The organism is Psychrobacter sp. 4Dc (genome assembly GCF_002836715.1).
Lineage (GTDB): Bacteria > Pseudomonadota > Gammaproteobacteria > Pseudomonadales > Moraxellaceae > Psychrobacter.
In genome coordinates this window covers 1-647 of record NZ_PJAT01000041.1, presented here as the reverse complement: position 1 = coordinate 647, position 647 = coordinate 1, and the positions used below count along the sequence as shown (strand labels likewise).

At 44.8% G+C, this 647-nt stretch carries 2 protein-coding genes; both read right to left on the bottom strand.

Translation table 11 applies throughout. The features are described 5' to 3' along the window. A partial coding sequence (locus CXF61_RS14300; RefSeq protein ID WP_413775320.1) for an IS3 family transposase occupies positions 1 to 279 on the bottom strand: 279 nt, incomplete at its 3' end. Between the two features lie 110 nt (positions 280 to 389). Beyond that, the coding region (locus CXF61_RS02450) for a transposase (RefSeq protein WP_165597033.1) at positions 390 to 647 on the bottom strand (258 nt) is incomplete at its 5' end.

The following is a 647-nucleotide window of genomic DNA, read 5'->3' as shown; positions in this document are numbered from 1 at the left end:
CACATCTCCCGTCCAGACTTGGTTAGGCATGCTTGGACTAAAATTGCGCTTTAGGATATTGTCGTGGGTTTTATGCATCTGATCAGCATGCTTATACTTGTGTGTCTTTTCCTGAGAGCTTTTAAGGTGCATACTCTTCATAAGACTACCTGCTAGGTAACGTGTCAGCCTGATGTTATGCTCATTCCATAAGATAGCGACAATAGTGCGAGCACCAGCCGATTGCTTGGAGTCATTGAATATCTGACGTATTAATGCTTTGAGTTTGACGCGTTCTATATCAATAGGCTTAGTCTTAATACCATAGTAGTAGCTGCTTCTAACGACACCAAACAGGTGGCATAGCTTACGCTTGCTCAGTCGTTTGTCTTGCTCTGCAAGCTTGCTGATCAGCGATAGACGTTCAGGCTGTCCAAGGCTAGCAGAGCCGAAGCCTTTTTTAGAATGTCGCGCTCCATAGTGAGTCGTTTAACTTGTTTACGTAGCTCTTGTAGTTCTCTTTGCTCATCGGTGAGGGCTAAACCTGCAGCTGGTGCAACCCCTTGCTGCTCTTTTTTATACTTGCGTACCCAGTTATCTAGGGTTGATGCACCAATTCCTAAAGACTCTGCCACTTCTGCTACTTTGCGCTTATGATCAACGACTAA